This window comes from Allobosea caraganae, assembly GCF_003351345.1.
In the GTDB taxonomy this organism is placed as follows: Bacteria; Pseudomonadota; Alphaproteobacteria; order Rhizobiales; family Beijerinckiaceae; genus Allobosea; species Allobosea caraganae.
The window spans coordinates 399,320-415,374 of record NZ_QQTO01000021.1; the positions used below are offsets into that span (position 1 = coordinate 399,320).

The 16,055-nt window shown below is 68.2% G+C and carries 18 protein-coding genes; 7 read left to right on the forward strand and 11 right to left on the reverse strand.

Going from position 1 to position 16,055, the window contains the following annotated elements:
- Positions 1-27: 27 nt before the first annotated feature.
- The 6 genes from DWF00_RS16095 to DWF00_RS16120 all read right to left on the reverse strand — a co-directional run bounded on the left by DWF00_RS16095 (position 28) and on the right by DWF00_RS16120 (position 4,714).
- The gene (locus DWF00_RS16095) at positions 28-369 is read right to left on the reverse strand and encodes a biopolymer transporter ExbD (RefSeq protein ID WP_147283694.1); all 342 of its coding nucleotides are present in this window, start codon (positions 367-369) and stop codon (positions 28-30) included.
- Positions 370-382: 13 nt separating this feature from the next.
- Positions 383-946 carry a VUT family protein gene (locus tag DWF00_RS16100; protein WP_114829362.1) on the reverse strand — a complete coding sequence of 188 codons (564 nt, stop codon included), beginning with the start codon at positions 944-946 and terminating at the stop codon, positions 383-385.
- Entirely contained in the window at positions 936-1,682 is a 747-nt protein-coding gene (queC, locus tag DWF00_RS16105) for a 7-cyano-7-deazaguanine synthase QueC (RefSeq protein ID WP_114829361.1), read from the reverse strand. The genes DWF00_RS16100 and queC overlap by 11 nt, the downstream gene beginning before the upstream one ends.
- A gap of 11 nt (positions 1,683-1,693) precedes the next feature.
- Positions 1,694-2,638, reverse strand: a complete 945-nt coding sequence (locus DWF00_RS16110; protein WP_114829360.1) for a ribose-phosphate pyrophosphokinase — start codon at positions 2,636-2,638, stop codon at positions 1,694-1,696.
- 308 nt (positions 2,639-2,946) lie between these two features.
- Positions 2,947-3,495 (reverse strand): PQQ-binding-like beta-propeller repeat protein, encoded by a 549-nt coding sequence (locus tag DWF00_RS16115; RefSeq protein ID WP_114853044.1) that lies wholly within the window; start codon positions 3,493-3,495, stop codon positions 2,947-2,949.
- 67 nt (positions 3,496-3,562) lie between these two features.
- Positions 3,563-4,714 carry a M24 family metallopeptidase gene (locus DWF00_RS16120; RefSeq protein ID WP_114829358.1) on the reverse strand — a complete coding sequence of 384 codons (1,152 nt, stop codon included), beginning with the start codon at positions 4,712-4,714 and terminating at the stop codon, positions 3,563-3,565.
- Positions 4,715-4,868: 154 nt separating this feature from the next.
- On the opposite strand from DWF00_RS16120, the gene DWF00_RS16125 reads away from it, so the two are divergent.
- The 6 genes from DWF00_RS16125 (at position 4,869) to DWF00_RS16150 (ending at position 10,472) form a co-directional block, all read left to right on the forward strand.
- The gene (locus tag DWF00_RS16125) at positions 4,869-5,123 is read left to right on the forward strand and encodes an accessory factor UbiK family protein (protein WP_114829357.1); all 255 of its coding nucleotides are present in this window, start codon (positions 4,869-4,871) and stop codon (positions 5,121-5,123) included.
- A gap of 457 nt (positions 5,124-5,580) precedes the next feature.
- Complete coding sequence (locus tag DWF00_RS16130; protein ID WP_114829356.1) at positions 5,581-6,087, forward strand: type III secretion system chaperone family protein; 507 nt, start codon at positions 5,581-5,583, stop codon at positions 6,085-6,087.
- 265 nt (positions 6,088-6,352) lie between these two features.
- Positions 6,353-7,174 carry a pyrroline-5-carboxylate reductase gene (gene proC / locus DWF00_RS16135; protein ID WP_114829355.1) on the forward strand — a complete coding sequence of 274 codons (822 nt, stop codon included), beginning with the start codon at positions 6,353-6,355 and terminating at the stop codon, positions 7,172-7,174.
- A gap of 67 nt (positions 7,175-7,241) precedes the next feature.
- Positions 7,242-7,982: a TetR/AcrR family transcriptional regulator gene (locus tag DWF00_RS16140; protein ID WP_114829354.1), complete on the forward strand. Its 741-nt coding sequence runs from the start codon at positions 7,242-7,244 to the stop codon at positions 7,980-7,982.
- 151 nt (positions 7,983-8,133) lie between these two features.
- Positions 8,134-10,116, forward strand: coding sequence for a methyl-accepting chemotaxis protein (locus DWF00_RS16145; protein WP_114853045.1), 1,983 nt, complete (start codon positions 8,134-8,136; stop codon positions 10,114-10,116).
- On the forward strand, positions 10,113-10,472 hold the full coding sequence (locus tag DWF00_RS16150) for a tRNA-binding protein (RefSeq protein WP_114829353.1): 360 nt from the start codon (positions 10,113-10,115) through the stop codon (positions 10,470-10,472). The genes DWF00_RS16145 and DWF00_RS16150 overlap by 4 nt, the downstream gene beginning before the upstream one ends.
- Here the strand turns inward: DWF00_RS16150 and DWF00_RS16155 are convergent, their stop codons facing one another.
- Together DWF00_RS16155 and DWF00_RS16160 are read right to left on the reverse strand one after the other, a co-directional pair.
- Entirely contained in the window at positions 10,473-11,384 is a 912-nt protein-coding gene (locus DWF00_RS16155; protein ID WP_114829352.1) for a pyridoxamine 5'-phosphate oxidase family protein, read from the reverse strand. It lies immediately after the preceding gene.
- 3 nt (positions 11,385-11,387) lie between these two features.
- On the reverse strand, positions 11,388-12,014 hold the full coding sequence (locus DWF00_RS16160) for a glutathione S-transferase (RefSeq protein WP_114829351.1): 627 nt from the start codon (positions 12,012-12,014) through the stop codon (positions 11,388-11,390).
- A gap of 101 nt (positions 12,015-12,115) precedes the next feature.
- Here DWF00_RS16160 and DWF00_RS16165 point away from each other — a divergent pair, with 101 nt between their 5' ends.
- Entirely contained in the window at positions 12,116-13,024 is a 909-nt protein-coding gene (locus DWF00_RS16165) for a LysR family transcriptional regulator (RefSeq protein WP_114829350.1), read from the forward strand.
- A 13-nt stretch (positions 13,025-13,037) separates the two neighbouring features.
- On the opposite strand, the gene DWF00_RS16170 is transcribed toward DWF00_RS16165, so the two are convergent.
- From DWF00_RS16170 to DWF00_RS16180, 3 genes are all read right to left on the reverse strand, one after another.
- Positions 13,038-13,730, reverse strand: a complete 693-nt coding sequence (locus DWF00_RS16170) for an alpha/beta hydrolase (RefSeq protein ID WP_114829349.1) — start codon at positions 13,728-13,730, stop codon at positions 13,038-13,040.
- Positions 13,731-13,837: 107 nt separating this feature from the next.
- On the reverse strand, positions 13,838-15,286 hold the full coding sequence (locus tag DWF00_RS16175; protein WP_114829348.1) for an ATP-binding protein: 1,449 nt from the start codon (positions 15,284-15,286) through the stop codon (positions 13,838-13,840).
- 5 nt (positions 15,287-15,291) lie between these two features.
- Positions 15,292-16,020 carry a response regulator gene (locus DWF00_RS16180; RefSeq protein WP_114829347.1) on the reverse strand — a complete coding sequence of 243 codons (729 nt, stop codon included), beginning with the start codon at positions 16,018-16,020 and terminating at the stop codon, positions 15,292-15,294.
- Positions 16,021-16,055: the final 35 nt, after the last annotated feature.

The following is a 16,055-nucleotide window of genomic DNA, read 5'->3' on the forward strand; positions in this document are numbered from 1 at the left end:
AGCTCTTCTGCCTGATCGGAAAGCGTCTTAAGGCAAGGTCACGAGCGCAACATTGCGAAACCCGGCATCGTTCAGCCGCTTCATCACGGCCATGACGGCGCGGAAATCGGCGCTCCGGCTGGCGCCGAAGGCGATGCGCGTCGCCTTGTCTCCGCCGGTCTTGCGATCGATCGCCGCGATCAGGTCGTCGGAAGCGACGACCTCGCCTTCGACCAGCGCGGAGAGATCATCCCTCAGCCTCGCCTCCAGCGCGCCGCTGCTCAACGTGGAGCCGGGGTGCTCAGGCAAGGTAGGCGGGACCTGCGCCTCGGCAATCGTGAGCGGGGCGATGGTGAGGAGCAGGGTGAGCAGCGCTGGCTGCGTCGGCATCGTCTCCGCAACCTCAGGCCGCCACCAGCCCCAGCCGCTCATCCCTACGCCGCAGCAGGTGCATCAGCGGCAGAGCGAGCAGCACCATCCAGGCCTTGCCGACGATCTGGCCGGCGAGGAAATCCAGGCTGCCGAAGGCGAGCCAGAGGAAGACGATGCTGTCGATGACGAGGCCGAACAGGCTCGACGCCGCCACGGCCGCGACGAAGTTGCGCTTCTGCAGCGGGGTGTAGATCGCGAAATCGGCGAGCTCCGAGAGCAGGAAGGCGGTCATCGAGGCAACGACGATGGCCGCCGGCGCCAGCAGGCCGGAGATCAGCGCGCCGACGGCGATGGCGCCGAGGCCCGCGACCGGGCCGAGGCGGCGCTGGACGATGTCGCGCAGCACGAGCGCAAGCCCGATCATCAGCACGCCGCTCGGGGCGCTCAAGCCTGGCGCGACCGGCACGAGGCAGGGGCCGTTGGGCACGCAGACGGTGCCGACATTGCCGATCAGCCAATTGGCGAGCGGGATGGTGAGCGCGAAGAGGATGAGCGCGATGACGCCCTCGATGCGGCGCTGACGATCAGGATTCATGGCTCGGTCCACTGTCTTCCGGAGAAACGAGATAGGCGGCATAGCCCTTCGCACGCAAATCGCACGCCGGGCAGGCACCGCAGCCATAGCCCCAGTCGTGGCGCGTGCGACGGTCGCCGAGATAGCAGCTATGGCTCTGCTCGATGACGAGATCGAGGAAGTCCTGGCCGCCGAGCGCCTTGGCCAGCGCGAAGGTCTGCGCCTTGTCGCGCCACATCAGCGGCGTGTGCAGCACGAGCCTGCGGTCGAGCCCGAGGCCAAGCGCGACCTGCATCGCCTTGATCGTGTCGTCGCGGCAATCGGGATAGCCGGAATAATCGGTCTCGCAGACGCCGAGCACGATGTGCTTGGCGTGGCGGCGATAAGCCACTGCCGCAGCGAAGGAGAGGAAGATCAGGTTGCGGCCGGGCACGAAGGTTGTCGGCAGGCCGCTCTCGGAGAAGGCGATCTCGCTGTCGCGGGTCAGGGCCGTCTCGGAGATCGCGCCTAGCGACTTGAGATCGACGAGGTGGTCGGGGCCGAGCCGCTCGGCGTAGCGGCCGCCGCGCGCGAGCAGCGCCGCGCGGATCGCCGGGCGGCATTCCAGCTCGACGCTGTGGCGCTGGCCATAGTCGAAGCCAATGGTCTCGACCGAAGCGAAGCGCTCGAGCGCCCAAGCGAGGGCGACGGTCGAATCCTGGCCGCCCGAGAACAGGACGAGCGCTCGGCCGGCATCGGAGGGGGCCGGGGTGGTCATCGCTGCACCGTTCAGTCGAACAGGCTGGAGACGCTCGATTCGCTCGCGGTGCGCTCGATCGCCTCGCCCATCAGGTTGGCGATGGAGATGACGCGGATGTTGCGCGCCACCTTGACCGCCTCGGTCGGCATGATCGAATCCGTGATCACCAGCTCCTTGAGCTTGGAGTTGGCGATGCGCGCCACGGCGCCGCCCGAGAGCACGCCATGGGTGATGTAGGCGTAGACTTCACGAGCGCCCTGGTCGAGCAGCGCCTCGGCGGCGTTGCAGAGCGTGCCGCCGGAATCGACGATGTCGTCGAGCAGGATGCAGGAGCGGCCCTCGACCGAGCCGATGATGTTCATGACCTCGGACTCGCCCGGCCGGTCGCGGCGCTTGTCGACGATGGCGAGCGGGGCGTCGATGCGCTTGGCGAGTGCCCGCGCCCGGACCACGCCGCCGACGTCGGGCGAGACCACCATGGCGTTCTTGTAGTCGAGCCGCTCGCGGATATCGCGCGCCATCAGCGGGGCGCCGAACAGGTTGTCGGTGGGGATGTCGAAGAAGCCCTGGATCTGCCCGGCATGGAGATCGAGCGTCAGCACGCGGTCGACGCCGGCATGGGTGATCAGGTTGGCGACGAGCTTGGCCGAGATCGGGGTGCGGCCCGAGGCGCGCCGATCCTGGCGGGCATAGCCGAAATAGGGGATCACCGCCGTGATGCGCCTGGCCGAGGAGCGGCGCAGCGCGTCGGTGATGATCAGCAGCTCCATCAGGTGGTCGTTCGTCGGGAACGAGGTCGACTGGATGATGAAGACATCCTGGCCGCGCACGTTCTCCTGGATCTCGACGAAGACCTCCATGTCGGCGAAGCGCCGGACGGACGCCTTGGCGAGCGGAATGTCGAGGGAGGCACAGATCGCTTCGGCGAGCGGCCGGTTGGAATTGCCGGCGACGACTTTGATCGAAGAGGGCATGCCGGGGCGCACCGTAAAGACTGGCAGGTTCGGGCCGCGGAGGCAGCTCGATTTGACGGGCTCTTAACAGCGCGATGACAATGAGTCGACTGTTGCACTGCAAAAAGGCAGTGCGAATCGTACTTGTCTGCCTTGCTTACGGCGCGTTGCTGGTAGCGGCAGGTTATGCGGAACCACAGCCCTCATCCTGAGAAGCCGCTTTAGCGGCGTCTCGAAGGATGCTCCAGTGGGCTTCCGAACCTCCTGGAGCATCCTTCGAGACGCGCTTCGCGCTCCTCAGGATGAGGGCTGAGGATGAGCGGGCTCTCTCAGGAGCGCTTGCCGGTTGCGGCGGAGGCGGTCTTGGTCTTGCCCTTGGCGTCGGTCGCGGCCGGCTTTTCCGGGGCGGGGACGCTGACGAGGAAGGTCGCGATCGCGTCCATCGAATCGGAGGCTGCCTTGGCGACGATGGTCTGATCGATGCCGGCCCAGGGGTCCTCAGTGCCGCCGCGCTTGCCCAGGCTCTCGCCCTGGACGCGCTGGGCGCGCTTCTTGGCCTCGTCATAGACGTCCCAGACGAAGGCGAGCGCGGTCAGGCCGTCCTCGGTTGGCTGGGCGGTGAGGTAGCCGCGGACCCGGAAGCGGGCGGGCGCGTTGCCGGCAACGATCTCCATCTTACGCTCGGCCGCAGCTTCGCCGAGCATGCTGGCGAAGCGGGTGGTGACCTGGTCGGGCGCGCCGGAGATGCTCTGAACCGAAACCGGGACGCCGGGCGCGTCGACGCGCGGACGCTCCGCGGTGGCGGTGGTCTCCTGGCAGCCCGCAAGCGCAAGCGCGACTACCGGGCCGAGAACGAGGCCACTCAAACGACCGATCATGACGCCTCCCGCCTGTTTTGCGTACGGGTTGGATTTCTTAAGAATTCGTTGCGCAGCCCTTTTAGGCTCAACGGATGGCGAGGTCCAGATCGGGCAGGTTGATCGGTTCACAACTGCTTTCACCGACCAGATAGGTGCGACCGAGGCACATCGCGGTCTCGCTCTCGGAATCCATCAGGATCATATGGGCGAACATCACCATGCCCGGCACGAGCGGCCAGTCGTTGTTCTCGTAGAACATCGGCCAGTCCATCCAGCTCGGCGTGAACTTGGCGCCGAGCGAGTAGCCGCAGGCATTGAGCCGATGGCCGGAGAGGCCGTGCTCGTCGAAGACGCGGGCATGGGCCGAGAAGACGTCGCCGGCGCTGCGGCCGGGCTTCAGCTCGCCCTCGCAGGCCAGCAGCGCGGCCTTGGCGGCGGCGTGGTAGCTCAGGTGCAGCGGGCGCGGCTCGCCGATGACGACGGTGCGCATGATCGCCGCGTGGTAGTGCCGATAGACCCCGGCGAATTCGAGCGTGATCTGGTCCTTGGCCGAGAGCTTGCGGCGGCCGGCCTTGTAGCGGCAGAGCAGGGCGTCCTGGCCCGAGCCGATGATGAACTCGTTGGCTGGGTAGTCGCCGCCGCCTGAGAAGATCGCTTCGTGCTGGGCGGCGAGGATGTCGCCCTCGTCGGCGCCGTCGCGGATCAGGTCGAGCGCGGCCTTGTCGGCCGCATCGGAGAGCGTCGCGGCCTCGCGGACATAGGCGATCTCCTCCGACGACTTCACGGCGCGCAGGCGCGTCACGATGGTCGAGGCGTCGACGAACTCGCTGAAGCCGGCGAAGGCGGTCTCGAGCTTGCGGCCATTGGCGGCGACGAGCCCGTAGGATTCGAACTCGACGCCGATATGCTTGCCGGCGAGGCGCAGGTCGCGCGCCAGCGCCAGCAGGTCATTGGCCGGGTTGGCGTCCTTGCCGTCCTTCCAGACGCGGATGCAGCTCAGGTTCGAGGTATGCTGGGCCTGGCGCAAATCGGCCGAGCGGGTCAGCAGCGCCATGCTGCCATCGGCCTTCACGACAAGGCACTGGAAGAAGCAGAAGCCGAACGTGTCGTAGCCGGTCAGCCAGAACATCGATTCCTGCTGGAACAGGAAGAGCGCGTCGAGCTTCTCCTGCTGCATCGCGGAGAGGAGCGAGGCGCGGCGGCGGGCAAACTCGGCGGGGGAGAAATGCAGGGCCATGTCCGGGTTCCGTAGCGGAGCGTCGTCGATCAGTAAGGGGGGCGTGCCAGTGGGCCAAGCCCTGATTTGCGGCAGGGCTGCCGCCTTTGCAGCGGGAGGCTTCGTCTCCCATATCGATCGTGCTAGGCACGCTGCTTCCGCCCAGGAGACAACCATGGTCACGACCTCGAACCGCATTCTCGACGATCTCGCCCGCCTGGTGACCGATGCCGCCGGCGCGGCCCAGGGCGTGCGCCGCGAGGTCGAGACCGTGGCGCGCACGCAGATCGAGCGGCTGCTGCGCGAGCTCGACGTCGTCTCCCGCGAAGAGTTCGAGGCGGTGCGCGAGATGGCGCTGCTGGCGCGCGAGGAGAACGACAAGCTCGCCGCGCGGCTGGCCGCGCTCGAGGCGGCGCAGGCCAAGAGCTGAGGTCGGACACCCTCAGCCCTCATCCTGAGGAGCGGACGAAGTCCGCGTCTCGAAGGATGCTCCAGAGGGCACTGAACCATCCTTCGAGACGCCGCTAAAGCGGCTCCTCAGGATGAGGGCTCGTTTCCACAAGGCAGTTGCCCTTACGGCTGTGGACAGCCGCCAGCGGGGATTGAGCCTTCCCCCCGAATCCGACGAGCGTCACGACCGTGTTGGGAGCGTCACAGCGCCTGCGCTATCGTCGATGAAAGAGGTGATTCGCCAGCTGCCCGCCCGGGCCCGCTGGCGAAGCAAAGGCAAGTAGTAGAATGGGGCGGTGTCGCCTCGGCCACAGGGCCGCTTCGGCATCGAGACCTCGCCTTTGCAGTCGGGTTGCGTCCTTTTTCCGTCGCCGTGTTCCCGTTCTCGAACGAGTCGGACCTGCACTCCCGCAGGGGCCGGCAGTTGGACCTTGGGCATGATGGACCTTGATCTGGACGCCGAACTCGATCGGCCTTCCAATCCTCTCGATCTGATTGAACGACTGGCAGCCCTCAACAACTGGACCTTCGACCGCGACAGCGACGACGAGCTCTCCGTCGCCGTGAGCGGCGGCTGGGCCGAATACCATGTCGCCATCACCTGGCTTTCGGAGGTGGAGGCGATCCATATCGCCTGCGCCTTCGACCTGAAGGTGCCTGACCGGCGCCGCGCCGAAGTGCTGCAGCTGGTCAGCCTCGTCAACGAGCAGCTCTGGCTCGGCCATTTCGACCTGTGGAGCACGGAGAACGTGGTGATGTACCGCCACGCGCTGCTGCTTTCGGGCGGAGCGGAGCCGACCGACGAGCAGGCGGCGGCGCTGATCAAGGCGGCGATCGATTCCTGCGAGCGCTATTTCCAGGCCTTCCAGTTCGTGGTCTGGGCTGGAAAGACTGCGCGCGAGGGACTCGAAGGCGCCATGCTGGAGACGGTCGGCGAAGCCTGAGACCGTTTGCGAATTCTACCGCTGCGGTCCTCTGACGCGACTTTCTGCGCTTCCGGTGCTCACGGACTGATGTCCGCTCCGCTCCGGTTCTCGAAAGCCGCGCCAGCCGACTCGCAGCGGCGAATTCTCAAAACGGTCTCTTCGAGGCGGGTGTCTGCGTCGGTGCTTAAACGTCGTGCCCGGGCTTGACCCGGGCATCTCCAGCCGGTTTCTGGTCCTGAGATGCTCGGCTCGAGGCCGAGCATGACGTTCGAGAGAGGCCGCCATGACCAGTCCCCTGCCGAAGACGCTCGTCCTGATCGGGGCGGGCAAGATGGGCGGAGCCATGCTCGAAGGCTGGCTGCGCATCGGCATGGATCCGGCCGGGATCAGCCTAGTCGACCCCAAGCCTTCGGATGAGATGGTTGCGCTCGCGGCGGAGAAGGGCATGGCCCTGAACCTCGACCCGCAGGCGCTCGCGCCGGCCGAGGTTCTGGTGCTCGCCACCAAGCCGCAAATGCTCGACACGGCCGCGCCGACCGTGCAGGCCTTCGTTCATCCGCAGACGCTGGTGATCTCGATCCTCGCCGGCAAGACGCTGGGCGACATCGCGGCGCGTCTCCCCAATGCCACCGCCATCATCCGCGCCATGCCGAATCTTCCGGCTTCGGTGCAGCGTGGCGCGACCGGTGCTGCGGCCGGCAAGGGCGTCAGCGCCGCGCAGAAGACGATGGCCGATACGCTGCTCGGCAGCATCGGCATCGTCGAATGGCTGGCCGATGAGTCGCTGGTCGACTGCGTGACTGCGGTCTCGGGCTCGGGACCGGCCTATGTCTTTCATCTCGTCGAGTGCCTCGCGGCGGCCGGCATCGCGATCGGCCTTCCGCCCGAGACTGCCGAGCGGCTGGCGCGGGCGACGATCATCGGCGCCGGCGAGATGCTGCACCAATCGCCGCTGCCGCCGGCGACCTTGCGCCAGAACGTGACCTCGCCCGGCGGTACCACGGCGGCCGCCTTGGAGCATCTGATGGCCGATAACGGCATGGCGCCGCTGGTTCGCCGCGCCGTGGCTGCCGCCAAACGTCGCGCCGAGGAGCTTTCGGGCTGATCGGCCTTTCATAGGCCGTGTTCCGGGCCTAGCTTCTCCTGATCGCTTCGCGAACAGGAGATGTCAGATGGCGCGCAAACCCGCTTCCCCTCCAACCGCCGAGCCGTCCGTCAGCGCAGCCCCGGCCGATCCGCGCCGGCTCGTGGTCGGAGCGCTGTTCAAGCTGGCGGCTGATCGCCCGTGGGACGAGATCGAGCTGACCGATATCGCGACCGAGGCCGGGGTCTCGCTCGCCGCCCTTCGCAACCTCTTCCCGTCCAAGCTCGCGATCCTCGGCGGCCTGACCAGGATCGTCGACGAGGCGGTGCTCGCCGGCACCTCCGACGACCTCGCCGCCGAGCCGGCCCGCGAGCGCATGTTCGATCTGGTGATGCGCCGGCTCGATGCGCTGACGCCGTATAAGGAGGGCCTGCGCAAGATCATGCCGGTCCTGCGCCGCGACCCGCTGACGCTGGCTGCGCTCAACCGCGCCTCGGTCAATTCCTGGCGCTACATGCTGGCCTCAGTCGGCATCCCGACCGAGGACCGGCTCGGTCCTGTCCGCGTCCAGGGCGCCGTGCTGCTGATGGCGCGCGTGGCGGAGACCTGGCTCGACGATGACGAGGCCGAGCAGTCGCGCACCTTGGCGCGGCTCGACCGCGAGCTGAAGACCGCGAGCTGGGTGCTGTCGCGGGCGGAGGACCTGCACCGGCTCACCGCTCCGCTGCGCGGGCTCGCCCGGGCTCTGTGCAGCGCTCGTCCGCGCGTGCGCCGGCGCGAGCGCGGCGATGCCGACCGGCGCGGCGAGGACTATGCGCCGGCGATCTGAACAGGTGTCGAATCTGCAGAAAGTCTTTTGATGACCTAGGGTTGCGTCTTGCTTCCGTAGAGTCATCAATGCGGCAAAAGCTGGGCATTGTTAATTTGGTCTTAGCCATTTCTGGAGAAAGTGCAGAGTCACTTTCTCCAGGGGCGGCTCCATGTCTTTCTTCAGGCGTTTCACCACTCTCTCGATCAGCCAATCCTTCGTCCTGATCGCGGCGCTTGCCGTGGTCATCGCCGTCGGCGGCGTGGCCTACACGCTCGTCGGCGCACGCGGCGAGATGCTCATGCTCAAGCGCGGCGAGATGAAGAACGCGGTCGAAGCCGCCGCCTCGACGATCAACGGCTACGTGGCGCGGGTCCAGAAGGGCGAGCTGAAAGAGGCCGACGCCAGGAAGATGGCGCTCGACGCCATCGCGAACGCCCGCTTCGATAACGGCAACTACTATTTCGTCGTCAATTTCGACGGCATCAGCGTCTCGCATGCCAACAAGAAGATCGAGTCGACCGACATGCGGCCGCTCAAGGATGCGGACGGCAAGTTCTTCGTCCAGGACATGATCACGCTCGCCAAGGCGAAGGGCACGGGCTTCCTCGACTATGGCTGGCTCAAGCTGGGCGACAAGGAGCCCTCGCTGAAGATCTCCTACATCGTCGCCGTGCCGCAATGGCAATGGCTGGTCGGCACCGGCGTGCATGTCGACGACGTCGACAACGCCTTCTACCGGATGGTCCGCAACCTCGCCTATGTGCTGGTGCCGCTCGGCCTGCTGATGCTCGGCCTGGTGATCCTGCTCAGCCGCCGCGCCAACGGCATGCTGAAGGACACGACCAGGAGCATGGAGGGCCTCGCCGCCGGTGCGCTCGATACGCCGATCGCGCATGACGAGCGCGGCGACGAGATCGGCAGCATGGCGCGCTCGCTGATCGTCTTCCGCGACGCGGCGCTGGCCAAGGCGGAGATGGAGGAAGACAAGCAGCGGGTGGAGGCGCAGGCCAACGCCCAGCGCGATGCGGCCGATACGGAGCGCCATCGCAACGAGACCGAGCGCACCGATGCGGCGCGCAAGCAGGCAACGGTGGTCGAGGCGCTCGGCGCCGGCCTGGAGCACCTCGCCGATGGCGACCTGACCTATCGGATCGATGCCGCCTTCACCGCCGAATACGTCAAGCTCAAGGATGATTTCAACGACGCGATCGGCAAGCTCCAGGAGACGATGCGGCAGATCGCGACCAATACCGAGAGCATGAAGGCAGGTTCGGGCGAGATCAGCCAGGCCGCCGACGACCTCGCCGGGCGCACCGAGCAGCAGGCCTCCTCGGTCGAGGAGACCGCGACCGCGCTCGACGAGCTGACCGCGACCGTGCGCCAGACCGCCGAGAGCGCCCGCCTCGCCAGCCAGGCTACGGTTCAGGTCAAGTCCGAGGCCGAGCAGTCGACCCAGATCGTGCGCGATGCCGTCACCGCCATGGGCGGCATCGAGAAATCGGCCGACGAGATCTCGCAGATCGTCGGCGTCATCGACGAGATCGCCTTCCAGACCAACCTGCTGGCGCTCAACGCCAGCGTCGAGGCGGCCCGCGCCGGCGATGCCGGCAAGGGTTTTGCGGTCGTCGCCTCCGAGGTGCGGGCGCTGGCGCAGCGCTCGGCCGAGGCCGCCAAGGAGATCAAGGGGCTGATCACCGCCTCGAATGTCGAGGTCGAGAAGGGCGTCGCGCTCGTCGGCCAGACCGGCAATGCCCTGCAGCGCATGGCCGGCGAGATCACCCGCGTCACCACGCTGGTGGCCGAGATCGCCGGTGCCGCGCAGGAGCAGTCCTCGGGCCTCCAGGAGGTCAATGCCGCCGTCAACGAGATGGACCAGGCGACCCAGCAGAACGCGGCGATGGCCGAGCAGTCGACCGCCGCGGCGCATGCGCTCTCGCAGGAGGCCGACCGGCTCGCGGGGCTGGTCTCGCGCTTCCGGGTCGGCGGCGAGGTCGTCGGCTTGCAGGCGATGGCCCGCAAGATGGCGAGCGTGGTTGCGCCGGCGCCGCGCGCTGCTACTCCTATGCGCAGGGCGGCGCCCCCGGTGAGCGGCGCGGCGACGGCCCGCAAGCTCGAGCCGAGCGCGCATGACGCCGCCTGGGAGGAATTTTGAGCCTACCGACCGAACCCGCCGCGCAAATCGGCTTCGACGATTTCCTCAAGGTCGACATCCGCGTCGGCACCATCGTCGAGGCCGAGCCCTATCCCGAGGCGCGCAAGCCGGCGCTCAAGCTGGTGATCGATTTCGGCGGCACGATCGGCCGCAAGAAATCCTCGGCGCAGATCACGAAGCATTATCGCCCCGAGGACCTGCCGGGCCGGCAAGTCCTCGCGGTCGTCAATTTCCCGCCGCGCCAGATCGGCAAGTTCATGTCGGAGGTGCTGACGCTCGGCGTGCCCGATGCCGACGGCGAGGTCGTGCTGATCGGGCCGAGCCTGAAGGTGCCCGAGGGCGGGCGGCTGTTCTGATCAGGCAGCCGTCCGGGCCTGCCAGAGCCCCGTAGCCAAGGTAGTCGGCGCCGGATCGGCTGTTGACCAGCGCAGCGGCAGGGCTCCCGTCTGTCGCCAGCCGCGCGTAACACGGAAGCGCCAGAGCCGCTCGGCGCCCTCCAGCAGGCCGAGTTCCGGTCCGTCCCAGACGATTTCCGTCTCGCCCTGAAGCTGGAGGATGTCGCCTCCGCTGAAATCGACGAAGAGCAGCGCGGCGCGCGGCTCCAGCAGCAGGTTGCCGAGCGTGTTGAAGTAGGCGTTGCCGGTGAAGTCCGGCACGGTCAGCGTGTCGCCATCGATGCGCACGAATCCCGGCCGCCCGCCGCGGTGCGAGATATCGACGCCATCCGCCGAGGCGCTGGCGATGAAGAGTGTGTCGGCGCCGGCGATGAGGCGCCGCGCGCTTGTGTCGAGTCCGGACAGGGTCTCGACCGGACGGGGCATGGTGGCGACGCGGGCCGAGTCACGCGTTTGGATGTACTTCGCGCAATTGCCGAAGCTCTGCGCGACAGCGACGTCGAAACCGCGCCCGTCACGCAGGCTGATGGTGCCATTGGCTCGGTTGCGCCGCCTCGTGTTGAAGTCGAGGCCAAGCAGGCCAACTGGCGCGCCTGTCCGGAGGGCGGCGTCAGCCGGATCGTCCGGCGAGGGCAGGGCGGCGATGCTGAGGCTGGTGGCCGCTGGGCTCAGCACGAAGCCGGCCTCGCCTGCCAGCACGGTCGCGATCGGCCAGCCCTGCGCATCCCGCCCGGCTGCGAAGAGATAGGGCAGCAGCGTAAAGAAGTCGCGGTGCTGGGCCGGCATGAACTCGCGGATGCCGGCGCCGCGCGAGGAGATTCCGGCGCGGGCCTGCGCCGCCAGCTCGCCGGGATGGAAGGGCTGCGCGTCCATGGCTCAGGCCGCCCGAACCGGGATGGGCGAGCGCGGCATCGGCTTGAAGAAGGGCAGGGCCTCGACCCGCGCCAGCCAGGCCCTGACGGCCGGATAGGGCTCGAGCGGGATGCCGCCTTCGGGCGCATGCGCCACATAGGAATAGCAGGCGAGATCGGCCAGCGTCGGATGGTCGACGGCGAGATAGGCGCGGCCGGCGAGGTGGCTCTCCATGAAGCCGAGCACGCGGGCTGCGATCATCTCGGCCCGGGCAGGATCGTCCTGGAACCCGAATTGAGCGACGAGCCGCGCGATGCTGGGGCCATGCATGATCTCGCCCGCCGCGATCGAGAGCCAGCGCTGGACCTGCGCGGCGGCGACGGGCTCGGCCGGCAGCCAGTCGCTGTCGGGCGCGTAGCGCTTCACCAGATAGACCATGATGGCGTTGCTGTCGGCGAGGGTGAGGTCGCCATCCTGCAGCACCGGAATCTGCCCAAGCGGGTTCAGTGTGCGGAAAGCGTCGCTGCGGCGCACGTCGGCGGGGGCTGCCTCGTAGCGATAGGGCAGGCCGAGCGCGAGCAGCAGCAACTCGACGCGGTGGGCGTGGCCGGAGAGCGGCGTGCCGTGCAGGGTGATGTCGGGCTGGAGCATGGTCTGTCCTCGCGTGATCGTGCCGTGGACTGTGATTGTTTCGCCCATCGGGCGAAATCTGGTATCTCTGAAACTCAGAATTCCAGTTTGAGAAACCTGCGATGGACCGTCTCGACGAGCTGGCGATCTTGGTCGCGATCCTCGACAGCGGCAGCCTGGCCGGGGCCGGGCGGCAGTTGCGGCGCTCGCGCCCGGCGGTCACGCGGGCCCTGGCCGGGCTGGAGGAGCGCGTCGGGGCCCGGCTGATCGCGCGCAGCACGCGCCGGCTGACGCCGACCGATGCCGGGCGCGAACTGGCGGCGTCGGCGCGGCGCATGCTGGCGGATTACGAGACAGCGCTACGCGGCGTCTCGGCCGCGCCGCTGCGCGGGCTGCTCAGGGTGACCGCGCCGCTCGTTTTCGGCCGGCGGCATGTGACGCCGATCGTGACCGAGTTCCTCGACCTGCACCCGGAGATCCAGGTCGAGCTCGTGCTGGCCGACCGCAACCTCGACATGATCGAGGAGGATTTGCACGCCGCGATCCGCATCGGTCCGCTGCCGGATTCTCGGCTCGTCGTGCGCAGGGTCGGCGAGGTGCGGCATCTGCTGGTGGCCGCGCCGGCCTATCTGGAGCGGAGCGCGCCTCTGCGCCGGCCGGCCGACCTGGCGGGGCACGACACCATCGCCAGCGCCGCGACGGGCCAGGGGCCGGTCTGGCATTTCGGCGGTCCGGGCCGCGGTGCCCGCATCGCGATCACGCCGCGCTTCATCGTCAACGAGATCGAGTCGATCCTGATCGCGGCGCGCGCCGGGCGCGGGCTGGCGCGGCCGCTGTCCTATCAGGCCGCCGACGATCTCGCTGCCGGCACGCTGGTGCGCCTGCTGCCGGAATTCGAGCCGGCGCCGCTGCCGGTGCAGCTCGTGGTGCCGAGCGGCCAGCATCTGGCGCCGAAGGTGCGAGCCTTCCTCGACCACGCCGCGCAACGCTTTGCGCAGCTTGCAGTGATCCAGCCGGAGCGTGGCGCCTGAAGGCGCCGTGCGGTCAGCGCAGCGAGCCGGCGAAGCCGGTGATCGCCGAGACCACCGCGCTCTCGCGGCCGACGAAGCCGTGATGCGCGCGGGCCTGGCACGGATCGCCCTGCGTGGTGCCGCCGTCGATCCAGACCGTCCTGGCGCGGCTGCCAGCCCATTGCTGGAAGGCAATGGCGCCGTCCGGCGTCGAGAGGCGGCAGCCGTCCTGGCGGTGTTGGATGATCAGCATCGGCGGCAGGCTTGCGGGATCGCCCAGCGCAGGACGGGCCTGTTCGAGCAGGGCGGAGGCGAAGACGATGCCGTCCGGCCGCGAGGCCAGCGTTCCGCCGACCTTGAGCGCGCCGCGGCTCATCGCCACCACGATCACGCGCGGGGCGATGGTGCGCATCAGCTCGATCGCCTTGGTGGGATCGGCGCCGTAGTCGAGCGTCAGGCTGGCGATGCCGCTGCGGGCATAGGCGCCGCGCGTCCGCACGATCCAGTTGCCGCCGGCCTGAATACTGCCGTCAGCGCCAATGCCGATATTGCCGTCGCCGCCGGTCAACAGGATCAATCCAGCCTTGGCTTTGCCCGCCGGCTTGTTGAGCAGCGCCCTGCCGCCGCCGAAAAGTCCGCCGAGATCGACCACCTCTTCGGCGAATGCGGTCGCCGGCAAGAGGAGGGCGAGAGCGAGAAGCAGGAACCTGACAGTCGTACGAAGCATCAAGGCGTCTCCCCAGAGCCGAATAGTTCTTGTGATTTAATCTGCCAGCATTTGGCAACGCTATGATGTCGTTTGAAACTTACGTGATCGCTGGGCCGCTTGCCGGGTCACACTGGCAGGCGCACCGTCGCACGCAAGCCGCCGAGCGGCGAGTCGCCCAGGATGATGTCGCCGCCATGCGCCCTGGCGATGTCGCGGGCGATGGCCAAACCCAGCCCCGTGCCGCCGCTATCGACGTTGCGGGCCTCGTCGAGGCGGAAGAAGGGTCGGAAGACGTCCTCGCGCTGGTCGGGCGGGATGCCGGGCCCGTCATCGTCGACCATCACGATCAGGTAGCGCGCGTCATGGGTGGCGCTGATCGCGATGCTGTCGCCGTAGCGGGCGGCGTTGGAGACGAGGTTGGTCAGCAGGCGGCGAAAGGCGTCGGGCCGGATCACCACCAGCGGGTCGCCGACGACCTTGAGATGGGTCTGGTGGTTCTGGCGCTCGGCGTCGGATTTCAGCTCTTCGAGCAGCGCGCGGATGTCGGTCTCGACCGGCGCCTCGCCGGCGTCGCCGCGGGCGAAGGCGAGATAATCCTCGAGCATGCGGCTCATCTCGTCGACGTCCTTCTCGAGCGCGTCGAGGTCGGGAGACCTTTCCAGAAGTGCGAGCGAGAGCTTGAAGCGGGTCAGGATGGTGCGCAGGTCGTGGCTGACGCCGTTCAGCATCGTGGTGCGCTCGCCCATGGCGCGCTCGATGCGGCGCTTCATCTCGATGAAGGCGTTGCCGGCGCGGCGGACCTCGCGCGCGCCGCGCGGGCGGAATTCCGGGTCGCGGCCCTTGCCGAAGGCCTCGGCCGCATCCGCGAGGCGCAGGATCGGCCGGATCTGGTTGCGCAGGAAGAGCACGGCGATGGTGAGCAGGATCAGCGAGGTGCCGATCATCCAGAGCAGGAAGATGTGGCTGTTCGAGGCATAGGCCTGGCTGCGCCGCGTCAGCACGCGCATGACGTTGGGCCCGAGCTTGATCCTGATCTCGATCAGGCTGGAGCGGCCGACGGTGTCGAGCCAGAACGGCCGTGCGACCTGCTGGCTGAGCTCGGCCGAGAGCGCCGAATCGAGCAGCGAGAAGAAGGGGCGGGGGCCGGGCGGCGGCAGGTCGGTGTCGGGGATGATGTCGACATCCATGCCGAGCCGGTTCTGCGCGATGCGCGCCAGCACCGAGGCGTCGGCATCCTGTGGGTAGCTCTCGTAAACGTCGATCAGCGCCGAGATTTCCGAGGCGACGGCCGAAGACAGGCGCTGCGTCACCGTCTGCCAGTGGCGTTCCATGAAGACATAGGCGACGACCGATTGCAGCAGCACCACCGGCGCGATGACGATGACCAGCGCACGCGGGTAAAGCCCCTTCGGCATGTAGCGGCCGACGAGGCGAAAGGGGCGCTCGGTGAACTTGAGCACGGGCTTCAGCGCGCCTGCCAGCCGCGCCCATCCCCGCGCGAGCGCGGCGCGGGCCCGGCCGATGCCGAGGCCGGCCGCCTGCGCAAGGCGTGCGTGATGCGTGTCGCTCGACATCGAGTTCAGCCCCGGTCCGTCACCAGCCGGTAGCCGATGCCGCGCACGGTCTGGAGGTAGAGCGGGTCGGCCGGGTCGCGCTCGATCTTGCGGCGCAGCCGGTTGATCTGGACGTCGATGGTGCGGTCGTTGGCGGCCGAGCCCTGGGCGGCGAGCTGCTCGCGCGGCACCTGCTCGCCGGCATGCTCGGCCAGCGTGGTCAGGATCTCGCGCTCGCGCTCGGTCAGGCGGATGGTCTCCTCGCCTTGCCTGAGCTCGCCGCGGGCCAGCCCGTAGATGAAGGGGCCGAAGCGGACGAAGTCGGGCCGAGTGCCGGACTGCGCGGTGTCGACCACGACCGTGCGCTTCAGGATGTTGCCGAGGCGCAGGATCAGCTCGCGCGGCTCGAACGGCTTGGAGAGGTAGTCGTCGACGCCGAGCTCGAGCCCGTTGATGCGGTCGGCGCTGTCGGCGCGGGCTGTGAGCATGAGGATCGGGACGTTGGAATCGCCGCGGAAGCGGCGCGCGAAGTCGAAGCCGTTCTCGCCGGGCATCATGATGTCGAGCACGATGGCGTCGAAGACGAGATGGGCCAGCCGGGAATCGGCCTCGGCCGCGCTGGCGGCGGTGGTGACGCGGTAGCCGTGATCGCCGAGGAAGCGCGCCAGCAGGTCGCGCAGCCGGCGGTCGTCATCGACCACCAGGATATGCGGCGCCTCGTCGGGCACAGGCTTGAGGGCGCTGCTCACGGCCATCTGGGCTCCTTTTCCGTCCGCGTGCGCTCCGGGAG

What these genes read in the sequence shown, in the direction of transcription:
- DWF00_RS16130 (WP_114829356.1), top strand. Translation starts at nt 5,581, where the DNA reads ATGATGGACCTTGATCTGGACGCCGAACTCGATCGGCCTTCCAATCCT.
- DWF00_RS16110 (WP_114829360.1), bottom strand. Translation starts at nt 2,638, where the DNA reads ATGCCCTCTTCGATCAAAGTCGTCGCCGGCAATTCCAACCGGCCGCTC.
- DWF00_RS16160 (WP_114829351.1), bottom strand. Translation starts at nt 12,014, where the DNA reads ATGCTCCAGCCCGACATCACCCTGCACGGCACGCCGCTCTCCGGCCAC.
- DWF00_RS16170 (WP_114829349.1), bottom strand. Translation starts at nt 13,730, where the DNA reads ATGCTTCGTACGACTGTCAGGTTCCTGCTTCTCGCTCTCGCCCTCCTC.
- DWF00_RS16095 (WP_147283694.1), bottom strand. Translation starts at nt 369, where the DNA reads ATGCCGACGCAGCCAGCGCTGCTCACCCTGCTCCTCACCATCGCCCCG.
- proC (WP_114829355.1), top strand. Translation starts at nt 6,353, where the DNA reads ATGACCAGTCCCCTGCCGAAGACGCTCGTCCTGATCGGGGCGGGCAAG.
- DWF00_RS16175 (WP_114829348.1), bottom strand. Translation starts at nt 15,286, where the DNA reads ATGTCGAGCGACACGCATCACGCACGCCTTGCGCAGGCGGCCGGCCTC.
- DWF00_RS16140 (WP_114829354.1), top strand. Translation starts at nt 7,242, where the DNA reads ATGGCGCGCAAACCCGCTTCCCCTCCAACCGCCGAGCCGTCCGTCAGC.
- DWF00_RS16100 (WP_114829362.1), bottom strand. Translation starts at nt 946, where the DNA reads ATGAATCCTGATCGTCAGCGCCGCATCGAGGGCGTCATCGCGCTCATC.
- queC (WP_114829361.1), bottom strand. Translation starts at nt 1,682, where the DNA reads ATGACCACCCCGGCCCCCTCCGATGCCGGCCGAGCGCTCGTCCTGTTC.
- DWF00_RS16155 (WP_114829352.1), bottom strand. Translation starts at nt 11,384, where the DNA reads ATGGACGCGCAGCCCTTCCATCCCGGCGAGCTGGCGGCGCAGGCCCGC.
- DWF00_RS16180 (WP_114829347.1), bottom strand. Translation starts at nt 16,020, where the DNA reads ATGGCCGTGAGCAGCGCCCTCAAGCCTGTGCCCGACGAGGCGCCGCAT.
- DWF00_RS16120 (WP_114829358.1), bottom strand. Translation starts at nt 4,714, where the DNA reads ATGGCCCTGCATTTCTCCCCCGCCGAGTTTGCCCGCCGCCGCGCCTCG.
- DWF00_RS16165 (WP_114829350.1), top strand. Translation starts at nt 12,116, where the DNA reads ATGGACCGTCTCGACGAGCTGGCGATCTTGGTCGCGATCCTCGACAGC.
- DWF00_RS16115 (WP_114853044.1), bottom strand. Translation starts at nt 3,495, where the DNA reads ATGATCGGTCGTTTGAGTGGCCTCGTTCTCGGCCCGGTAGTCGCGCTT.
- DWF00_RS16145 (WP_114853045.1), top strand. Translation starts at nt 8,134, where the DNA reads ATGTCTTTCTTCAGGCGTTTCACCACTCTCTCGATCAGCCAATCCTTC.
- DWF00_RS16125 (WP_114829357.1), top strand. Translation starts at nt 4,869, where the DNA reads ATGGTCACGACCTCGAACCGCATTCTCGACGATCTCGCCCGCCTGGTG.